At 67.0% G+C, this 7,605-nt stretch carries 8 protein-coding genes; 2 read left to right on the top strand and 6 right to left on the bottom strand.

Annotation, left to right across the window (positions count from 1 at the left end):
• Together ACFSKW_RS54555 and ACFSKW_RS54560 are read right to left on the bottom strand one after the other, a co-directional pair.
• Positions 1-1,436, bottom strand: a 1,436-nt coding sequence (locus ACFSKW_RS54555) for a phage minor capsid protein (protein WP_379583784.1), incomplete at its 3' end; no start/stop codon positions are given.
• A gap of 134 nt (positions 1,437-1,570) precedes the next feature.
• Positions 1,571-3,130: a hypothetical protein gene (locus tag ACFSKW_RS54560; protein WP_379583786.1), complete on the bottom strand. Its 1,560-nt coding sequence runs from the start codon at positions 3,128-3,130 to the stop codon at positions 1,571-1,573.
• Between the two features lie 700 nt (positions 3,131-3,830).
• Between ACFSKW_RS54560 and ACFSKW_RS54565 the strand changes: the two genes are divergently transcribed.
• Positions 3,831-4,382 (top strand): hypothetical protein, encoded by a 552-nt coding sequence (locus tag ACFSKW_RS54565; RefSeq protein ID WP_379583788.1) that lies wholly within the window; start codon positions 3,831-3,833, stop codon positions 4,380-4,382.
• On the opposite strand, the gene ACFSKW_RS54570 is transcribed toward ACFSKW_RS54565, so the two are convergent.
• Together ACFSKW_RS54570 and ACFSKW_RS54575 are read right to left on the bottom strand one after the other, a co-directional pair.
• Entirely contained in the window at positions 4,379-5,629 is a 1,251-nt protein-coding gene (locus tag ACFSKW_RS54570; RefSeq protein ID WP_379583790.1) for a PBSX family phage terminase large subunit, read from the bottom strand. The two genes, ACFSKW_RS54565 and ACFSKW_RS54570, sit on opposite strands and share 4 nt — an antisense overlap.
• Complete coding sequence (locus tag ACFSKW_RS54575) at positions 5,607-6,107, bottom strand: helix-turn-helix domain-containing protein (protein ID WP_379583792.1); 501 nt, start codon at positions 6,105-6,107, stop codon at positions 5,607-5,609. Before ACFSKW_RS54575 ends, ACFSKW_RS54570 begins: the two co-directional genes overlap by 23 nt.
• A gap of 59 nt (positions 6,108-6,166) precedes the next feature.
• On the opposite strand from ACFSKW_RS54575, the gene ACFSKW_RS54580 reads away from it, so the two are divergent.
• Positions 6,167-6,451 (top strand): hypothetical protein, encoded by a 285-nt coding sequence (locus tag ACFSKW_RS54580; RefSeq protein WP_379583794.1) that lies wholly within the window; start codon positions 6,167-6,169, stop codon positions 6,449-6,451.
• On the opposite strand, the gene ACFSKW_RS54585 is transcribed toward ACFSKW_RS54580, so the two are convergent.
• The gene (locus tag ACFSKW_RS54585; RefSeq protein WP_379583796.1) at positions 6,446-7,057 is read right to left on the bottom strand and encodes a hypothetical protein; all 612 of its coding nucleotides are present in this window, start codon (positions 7,055-7,057) and stop codon (positions 6,446-6,448) included. The genes ACFSKW_RS54580 and ACFSKW_RS54585 overlap by 6 nt on opposite strands.
• On the bottom strand, positions 7,054-7,605 hold a 552-nt coding region (locus ACFSKW_RS54590; RefSeq protein WP_379583798.1), incomplete at its 5' end, for a hypothetical protein. The genes ACFSKW_RS54585 and ACFSKW_RS54590, both read right to left, overlap by 4 nt.

The raw sequence follows: 7,605 nt of genomic DNA on the forward strand, positions 1-7,605 counted from the left end.
TGTGCCTGTTCGGCGGCGGCACGGCGGGCGGCTTCGGCGGCTTCCTGCTTCGCCTTCTCGATGGCGGCCTGGCGCTCGGCCTCGGCCCTCGCCTTCTCCTCGGCTTCCCGTTGCGCCTGGGCTTCGGCAGCTGCTCGCGCCTCGGCCTCTTCCCGCGCCTTCCGCTCGGCCGCCTGCCTGGTCTTCGCCTCAGCCTGGAGGCGCGCCTGCTCGGAGTCGACCGAGGGCATGGCCGGGAGCTGGCCTTGGATGGGCGGCTGCAGCGGGGTGACGGGCCCGCCGGGCGTGGTGCTTTTGGGGATGTTGCCGGCGCCGATGGCCTCCCGGTATGGCAGGCGCTTCAGGAAGGGGTGGGCCTTGAGGTGGGCGCGGAGTGCGGCCTGGGCGGCGCGCACGTCGGCGCCCGCGTCCTTCTTCGCTTCGGGGGTGAGAGCCCCTTCGACCTGCGCCTTGGCGGCGCGGATGCGTCGTTCGAGGGCGCGCTGCTTCTGCCGGGCCTTGTCCCCGTCGGGGTCGGCGGTGCCGGTGCGCAGCTTGGTGACGCCGGGCAGGTAGGCGCTCGCGCTGTGCCTGCAGTTCGGATGGAACAGGCCCTTCGTCATGGCGCCCGGGAGGGTGTCGACAACGTGGACGGTGACGAGCTCGCCGTCGCGGGTGGCGTGCTCCACCTTGATGTCGCCGACGGGGCCGAGGTCGCGCCTGAGCACCTTGCTCTCGAACGGCCTGCAGAGTCGGCACTCTTGGACGTTGTCGCTGATGTAGACGAGATCAATGCCGATGGACTCAAGGCGGTCTGTCTGGCCCTGGACCGCGGCTCTTTGAGCGTTGGTGCGGGCGATCATCTCCACGTAGCTGGACAGCTTCCAGCGGCGGCCAGCGCGGTCGGTGAAGTCGACGATGCCGCGGTCGATCAGGGCCCGCCACGCCGCCTGTGAAGCCTCGCGGCGCGTGTAGGTGCCGGTGATGATGCGGGCGGCGGCCCCGGCCTGGACGGCGCGGTAGGCGTCGACGGGGGCGCGGAGGATGTTGGAGTCGACGCGGCCGACGTCGCGGTGCAGCGCGGCGGCGATGTTCTCGATCACCCTCGCGTTGGGGACGACGGCGGTGGCCTTGCGTGCGGCCTGGCCGATCCCGGACCTGGGGAACCAGGACTCGGGGAGATCCGCGACGGCCGCCTCCCCGCCGGAGCGGTAGGCGTCGGCGATGGCCTGCCTGATGATCCGCGCCCGGGTGGCCTGCAGCGTGGCCAGGATCAGTCGGGCCGACGCCTGCAGTCGCCTGATCGCGTCGAGCTTCTCCTCCTGGAACGGGGAGGGGAGGGGAAGGTCGGCGCGGAGACGCTGCGCGACGGTGCGGACGAGGGCGGTTTCGACTTCGCGGTAGAGGTCGGCGACGGTGGCGGCGATGCGGTCGAGGAGGTCCTGGTCCACAGCCATGCGGACCTCCCCGAACTAGTCCTCACGCCACGAGCACTCGATGCAGATGGCGAACGGTTCGAGCCGGTCGAGCCGGTGGAGCCACTCGATCTGGCGGCCACCACATCGCGGGCATTCGGTCAGCTCGTCCACCTTCACCCCCCTGAGGGCGGGCCGTCCTTCGCCGCGGGGTCCTCGGGGTCGCCCTCGTCGCCGACCATCTCGCCGGGCAGCGCGAACGGATCCTCCATCGGATCCGGGCGGGCGTCGGCGATCGCGTCCACCTCGGCCTGGACCTGCTCCTCGTCCCAGTCCGGGTGGAGAAGCCTGACGAGGGTCTCGTCGGAGGCGGCCTCGGCGCGGCGCATGAGTTCGGCTGTCTGGGCCAGCTGCATCATGTCCGGGCTGACGGAGTCGCCGAAGACGACGGTGGGCTTCTCGGGGGCGACGGCCAGGGCCGGGAACAGGCTGGCCTCCAGCTGGAGGAGCATCTCGATCGCGTCGGCCAGCTCGGGCGCGGTGTACAAGGCTTTGCGCCCGCGGGTGGTGAGCGAGCGGCGTTCCTTCGCGCTGATCTCGGTGGCGGTGACGGCCACCTCACCGGACAAGCCGAAGGACTGGGCGGAGTAGCCGGTCGCCCTCAGGATGGCGGCGAGCTGCTCGGCCTGGGTCTCCTTGTGCTCCATGACCCTGATCGCGAACTGCTGGGCGCTGATTTCCATGCGGTCGTCGCCGCCGAGGACGGAGAGCGCCTCGTAGATCTCCCTGTCGGGGTCGAAGTAGGCGCCCTGGCCCTTCCCCAGCGACTGGAGGTAGGAATCGGGGACGATCAGCCGGGCCTTGGCCAGGCGGATGTCGCGCATCCAGCTGGTCCACGTCTCATCGAGCGAGTCCATGAGGCCCAACACGGGGCCGTCGAAATCTGACCTGCCGAGGTTGGCGCCGGCGGGGAAGTTCCGCCAGGTCCTGTTCGGCCTCATGTTGGGGATATAGACAGCGCTGGCCCGCGTGAGGCCGGTCTCGATGACGGGCTCCATCTTGGCCGTCTCGGGATGCGCGGTGAGCGGCTGCTGCTTGCCGAGGTCGCCGATCCCGCCCACGTACAGCCCGTTGTGGATGAAACCAGGCTCGTGGCGTTCGAGATGCAGGATGCACGTCTTGTCGTCGGGCTGCTCGACGATCCGCCAGAACGTCACCGCATAGAGGCGGCCCCAGCGCCACTCGGGGACAGCCGCATCGGCGTGCACGGCGGCGAGCCAGGGCTTCTCGGCGACGTCGGTGTCCCAGACGGCCCGCAGGTAGTAGCCGCCCAACGCCGCGCCGACCTCGCTGCCTTCGAGGAGGGTGGCCTGGAGGCTGGGCAGCAGTTCGTCGATGCGAGCCTGGGTCTGCTCGTTCTCCACGGTGATGGAGGGCGGCTCGGAGAAGAGCAGGTCCGACGACATGGTCGCGATGTCGGAGGCGATGGGGACGTGGAGCTTGGTGCGCTTCTCACCGGCCGGGGTGGGCTGGCCCCAGAACCAGCGCGCGGCCGCGCCGAGCACACCGCCCCGGTACTGGGACGGCCGGTTGGCCGGCGCCGCACCGCGGCTATCGCCGTACAGGGCGGCCAGGCGCTCGCTGTCGCCTTGGTACCAGGTGTCGAGCACGTTGTAGTGCTGGTAAATGGGGGCGAGGTGTCGGGGCGGCCAGGTGCCGCCGCTCGGCAGCGGCATGGGTCGTCCTTCACGATCGCGAATCGAACGGAAATGTGATGCACATCACATCGAGATTTTTGGTCACTAAGTACATGCGAAGAACGCTCGGTACCCACCGACTCGTTGGCGAAATGTCTCGTTTGTAGCGGCATCTGGATCGGCCGTATCTGGCGCGACCGAAAACGGATTCGATGATTCCCCTGGCCAAACTAGGTCAGAGGAGGGCTCTAGGCTTTATCTGTCGCCAACCCCAGCGATTCTCCTCATACCGGTCGGTTGTCCCATGGGATCGACCGGCAACCCAGTTCGGTCGGTCCCGTCGACATCCAAGACCTGGGCCAAGAAAGAGGCGGTTCGTGACTAGGGGAAAGCGGCGTCGCCGATCAGGCGGTGGTGAGTGGATCGCGCTCGCGATGCGGGCGGTTCTGATCGCCATCGATTGGCTGGTGAATGGGGGTGGGGTCAGGTAGTCGACCCTGACCCTCCCGCACAGGGCTCCGCACTATCGCTGGCAGGCAGAGTGCGGGGCCCTCTTCATCTAAGGCAACATGCTAACCGCTCCACCTGTCCGATTTGAACAAATGTTGATCTTGGCTGTGAAACTTCCCGCAAGCTAATGACTGGTAGAGCAGTGCTCGCGGGATGAACTGTGCGTCAGTAGGTCGCAATCCCGTCACACCAACTACTCAGTAGTCGGCTTGCGCAGTCCAATAGGTTCATGATTCTCAAGGCCCTCCGTCGCCTCTCCTGGCGTAGGCCCGGCATCTACCTCATCATCTTCGCCGCCGCCTGCGGGGTCGCCGCGACATTGTCGCTGACCTTCTTACTCGGAGTTCCGTTCTGGTTGGCCATGGGCGTGAATGTTGTGCTGAGCCTTGCTGGCGGTTGGTATGGCGGCGCAGTGGATGAGCGCTTCGCGCGTAAGAGGCTGATCGAAGCCAACATGGATCCCGGCATCCGCCTTCGCCGTCGCGTTGACCGCGTCAATGCGGCGTTCGCCGAAGCGGTCACACTCATGGATGAGCTCGATCGGGACCTAAAGGCACAGCAAGCAGCAAGAGAGATGCTGATCTCCGAAGCGGAGCGACAGCAGCGGCTTTTGAACTTGAACCGTGAGCAGGCCGAGCAGATTCGGAAGATCCTCTTGGGGGAGACAGAGGCCACGATCCGGGCTGACAGACGTCAGCAGTGGCTATTCTTCGTCCTCGGTGTTCTGGTCTCAGCTGCGACATCCATCCCGATTGGCATCTGGGTCAACAGCATCAGCTAGGCCGCAAGGAGCGTCGGCTCGCGCAACTGGTACTGCCAGACAGCGCGCGTCGTGTGGATCGCGTAGCGGCCACCGTCCAACGAGTGGTCGGCCGTCTTGATCGGCTCGTCGAGACCCTTCTCCGAGGCCTCCTCATCCCAGGAGTAGCCCGGTGCTTCCTCGATGAACCCCGTGCACGACCGATGTACCTTCAGCCGGTCGGTGGCCAGCAGCGACGACATGGTCATGATTCCGGGCAGCACCTCGTTGTCCCCGAGTCGGGAAGCGATGCCGAACGGCGGCTGGTGGAGCTGCACACGGAACGACGCTGCCGAGGGATCGACGACCACGTAGTCCGGCCGGGGGTGCCCGCTGGCGTCCATCCAGGCGACCAGCCGTTGGGCGTACTCGACATCGGTCAGCGACCGTCGCGCGAGCTTGGAGTCGTAGCGGTACTCGCGGGTGAAGTACAGGCGGCCGTCAGCACCCAGGCCGAGCATGAGCGCCGCGAACGGGTTCGTCGTGCCGTAGTCCACACCAACGGCGATCCAGTGGACTATCGGAGGCAGCACGTCGACGACGTGGATGTTCTCGTCCCACATGTCGAAGACGGCGCCCTCGGCCAGACACCACTCGCCCTTGATGAAGCGCCTGTACCAGAGGCCGACGTACTCCGCCTTCAGCGCGGCTACGTACGCGGGGTCGAGGGCAGGGTTGTCGTCCAGGGTGAAGTGCCAATGCCGTAGGTCAAGCTCGCCCTGGCGGAGGATGAACTTCTTCCGCACCCAGTGCGAGGGACCGTCCGGGTTCGTCGTACAGAACACCTTCGCGCCCGGGACGGACAGGCGGGCGAGCATCTGCGTGAAGAAGCTCTCCGGGATGAGGGTGAGCTCGTCGACGTAGGCGCCCGCAGCGGTCAGGCCTCGGATGCGGCCTTCGGCCTTCTCGTCGTTGGCGGTGATGACCTCGACCTGGCGGCCGAGGATCGTGGCGGTGCCGGCGCCGCGGGTGTACTTCACGTGCGCGGCGGCCGGGCCGGTGATCGCTGGATCCTGGAGCGGGCCGAAGACGTTCCGGCTGACGGTGTCGTAGGTCTTGCCGGAGACCACGAGGGCGCCGCCGCGGGGAGCTCGGCCGACGTACTCCAGCCAGCGCAGCAGCGAGCTGATGGTCTTCCCGGATCGGACCGCGCCGGACCAGATGTTGATACGGGCCGTGCTGAGGGCGATCGACCGCTCTTGCAGGTCACTCAGGCGGGGTGTCGCCATGCTTGGCCCGTAGTCCGTCGAAGAGGGTGCCGAGCAGAGAGGCGACCTCGCCGGCGCCGTCGGTGGCGTCGTAGTCGGTGAGGCGGAGGGCCTTGTCGACGGCTGTGCCGACGGTGCTCATGATGTCGCGCTTGTCGCGGAACGGCGGCTCGGCCACCTCGGCGGCGTTGTAGATGTTGTCCTTACCGCCGAAGGAGTGGATGGTGCACGGCTCCCACAGTTGCTTGCGGAGGCGTACTGCGTCGGCGAGGAGGTCGGAGGCGAGCTGGGCGCGCATGGCGGCGTTGTCGGCCTGGCGCGCGGCGGTGGCCTGCCGGGTCTGGGCGCGGTCGAACGACAGGCCGATGTCGTTGGCGGCGCGGCTGATGGTGGAGCGGTCGCGGCCGAGCTGGCGGGCGATCTGGTTGCAGCCGTGGCCGGCGGCGTGGAGGTCGCGGATCTGCTGGCGTTCGTCGTCGGTGAGTGGCGTGGAGGCCATGTGCACCCCCAGCTGATGAAAGTCCAGCGCGGTACGCGCTTCGTGACTAGCCTCAGGGCATGGCCCTTGGCACGCCTGACGGGAACTACGCCGGTCTTGATCGCGAGATTGCTGAGCTGAGTCAACGTCTTGATCTGCTTGATGACGCTCGCCAGACCGATGAGGACGTCGCTGAGCTTATGCAGATCGCTTCCGGGATCAAGGTCCTGTGGGATGCGCTCGACGAGCATGTTCGTCGGGGCGACTTGCCGCGAGTCTGGCGGGAAAGGGTTCCTCGCCCACCGATTGCGTGGCCGCGGCAGATTGGCCCGATTCCAGGCACGCCGAAGACGCCTCGATCATGAGTTATCCACAGGCCCGGTGTCAAGCCTGCGTCGGGCCTTGAGGCGCTTCTCCTCGCGGCGGCGAAGACGCCACGGAGCGATCCCGAGATCGCCCACACTGGATCGTCTGAGCTCTTCTCCCATGGCCCACTGGGCATCTCGAAAGGCGCCCATCGCTATCTCTAGGTTGGCCTCTCTGGTCGATGCATCCTGGCTCTCATGGACCACTCTGCAGGCGCGCACGTGGGCTGTGATCGCGTTTCGCACCACCTCCGATCGACAGCGGTAGAGCCAAAGCGTTTGACGGCTGAAGAGTTGATCCACGGGTCGGAAGTAGTCGCGACCTAGCATCCCTGTTCGAGTAGGCCCTCCGCGGTGGGACAGGGCTTCCACGAGGTCAATGTGAAAATTGTGGATCTCAAGTGTGACCTCCTGGAGCGCGTACAGGATTTCTCGGTCTCGTTCGCTGAGCTGGATCTGTAACTGATCTCGTCGCGCTCTTGTCTCGCGCTTGCTGGCACGAAGGTCAGCCAGCGCGCTGCCAGCCATGGTGAGGATGCCGCCGAGCACCAGGGTGCCAGCCGACACAGTCGTGGAGATCCAGTCGAAGGGCGCGGCTGCTGTCATATCCCAATCGTCTCGTGTGCCTCGTTCGCGCGCACTCGTTTCGCTAGCCTCTCCCAGTCGGAGATCGGCCAGCAAGGGATACCCCGCCACCAGGTACCGACCTCACGCTCGGGCGGCTCGCACAGCCCGTGGCAGACGATGGCGATCTGGCCGCCGGGCAGCTCGTGAATCTTCCAGGTGTAGGCGCCGCCGGCGGGCTGCGTGATGGTCCGGCCGTCGCACCAGGGGCAGATGACGCGCACGACCTGGCCGGTGTAGAGCATGGCGAGCGCCTGGGCGACCTGCTCGTACATGCCGTGGACGATGGGGGTGGCGTGGTCGTGCCAGGGGCCTGGTTCGCCGAGGTCGACGTGCTCGTTGATCAGGACGGCCCGGGTGTAGCGGAACCAGGGGCGTGCGTCGAGCTCGCCGAGCTCGGGCGGGAGCGGTGAAGGCTCGATGGACCATTCGCCGAGTTCGGCGGCGAGGTCGTCGGCGCGTACGAGGACGTCGAGGGCGGTTTGCAGCACGTTGATGTCGACGGGTGCGGGTGACTCGGCGAGGCCGAG

The sequence above is a fragment of the Nonomuraea mangrovi genome, from assembly GCF_042681425.1.
Classification (GTDB): Bacteria; Actinomycetota; Actinomycetes; order Streptosporangiales; family Streptosporangiaceae; genus Nonomuraea; species Nonomuraea mangrovi.

Coding starts and splice junctions, on each gene's coding strand:
- ACFSKW_RS54560 (WP_379583786.1), bottom strand. CDS start 3,130: ATGCCGCTGCCGAGCGGCGGCACCTGGCCGCCCCGACACCTCGCCCCC.
- ACFSKW_RS54570 (WP_379583790.1), bottom strand. CDS start 5,629: ATGGCGACACCCCGCCTGAGTGACCTGCAAGAGCGGTCGATCGCCCTC.
- ACFSKW_RS54575 (WP_379583792.1), bottom strand. CDS start 6,107: ATGGCCTCCACGCCACTCACCGACGACGAACGCCAGCAGATCCGCGAC.
- ACFSKW_RS54580 (WP_379583794.1), top strand. CDS start 6,167: ATGGCCCTTGGCACGCCTGACGGGAACTACGCCGGTCTTGATCGCGAG.
- ACFSKW_RS54565 (WP_379583788.1), top strand. CDS start 3,831: ATGATTCTCAAGGCCCTCCGTCGCCTCTCCTGGCGTAGGCCCGGCATC.
- ACFSKW_RS54585 (WP_379583796.1), bottom strand. CDS start 7,057: ATGACAGCAGCCGCGCCCTTCGACTGGATCTCCACGACTGTGTCGGCT.